2 protein-coding genes are annotated in these 1312 nt (G+C 71.0%); both read left to right on the forward strand.

Annotated features, from left to right (window positions below):
- Positions 1-399, forward strand: a 399-nt coding sequence (locus D588_RS0114795; RefSeq protein ID WP_232764304.1) for a DUF1631 family protein, incomplete at its 5' end; no start/stop codon positions are given.
- Positions 400-622: 223 nt separating this feature from the next.
- Positions 623-1312: DUF1631 family protein (locus tag D588_RS24955; protein WP_043085170.1), on the forward strand; the 690-nt coding region annotated here is incomplete at its 3' end.

Genomic DNA, 1312 nt, shown 5'->3' on the forward strand with positions numbered 1-1312 from the left:
CACGCGCGGCCGCTGCAGGCCGCGCTGCCGGCGACGGGCGTGGACGTGCCCGAGCCGCCCGCCGCCGAGACCGTGCCGGCACTGCCGGAACCGGCCCAGGCCACCGATTTCGACCACATCACCGCCGATTACTTCCGCACCCTGCCGCTGGGGACCTGGCTGGACTTCGTCGACCGCGAAGGCCGCGTGCAGCCCGGCAAGCTGACCTGGGTGAGCCCGATCTCGGCGCGCCTGCTGTTCGTCAACCGCCGCGGCGGGCGGCTGTGCGTCGCCTCGGCCGAGGCGTTGGCAGTGATGGCGCGGCTGGACCGGCTGCGCCTGCATCGCGACGACGATGCCTTCTACAGCGCCATGCAGGGCGTGGTCGACCGCCTGGAACGGGTGGCGGTGGCGGCCTGATCCTCGACGGGCGTGCCGTATTCATGCCGCATTGCCGCCGTAGTGACGCCTTCCATGGCTACGATCCTGCACGAGGTCACGTTCTGGAGCCAGAAATGCGCAGCGCATCACGGTCGCTGTTCAGACACCTTGCCTACCATGCAGGAGCGGAAACAGGGGCCGCGTCCGATCGTCTTCCACCTTCCTTCTATCTGGCGCCGTCCATGGCGCGGAGCCGTCGCGCATGAGTTTCAGCCCCAGCCCGCACGCACACCCGGCGCGTGACCCGCGCCTGTTGACGCAGGCGCGCGAGGGCATGCTGCCAGTGCTGGGCCAGGCCTTCGCCGCGGCGCTGGCGCATTTCGACGATGTGCTGTTCGACCGCGCCGAGAGTGCCGGCGCGTCGCAGTTGCTGTTCCTCGACGGCATGCGCGAACTGCGCCGTCGTCGCGACGAGATCGCCGCGCGCTTCCGCGCCCAGCTGCATACGGCCTGGGAGGCGCTGGAGGCCGGCGCGCCGCTCTCGGCCGAAGTCGCCCTGGCCGGCTATGGGCAGGGCCTGAGCCTGATCTCCGAACACGAGCTGGAATCGCGGCTGGCGGTACGCAACCTCGCCAGCGTGCTGCTGCGCGAATGGAAGCCGGTGCTGACCCGCATCGACCGGCGCCTGGGCTGGATCGCCGGCGGCCTGGAGCTGGATGCGGACACCAATCCGATCGGCCCCGAACACATCGGCGTGGCCGTGCATGCCGCGTTCTCCACCAGCGACCTGGCCCCGGAAGTGCGGCTGGTGCTGATCAAGCTGTGCGAACGCGACTTCACCGCCGGGGTCGGCAAGCTCTACCAGGACCTGGACGACAGCCTCGCCCAGGCCGGGATCATGCCGGAGATCTCGCGGCCGCGACCGCCGCCGCCGCCGCGGCGCGCGCCGCCA

Source organism: Xanthomonas sp. SHU 308, from assembly GCF_000364645.1.
In the GTDB taxonomy this organism is placed as follows: Bacteria; Pseudomonadota; Gammaproteobacteria; order Xanthomonadales; family Xanthomonadaceae; genus Xanthomonas_A; species Xanthomonas_A sontii.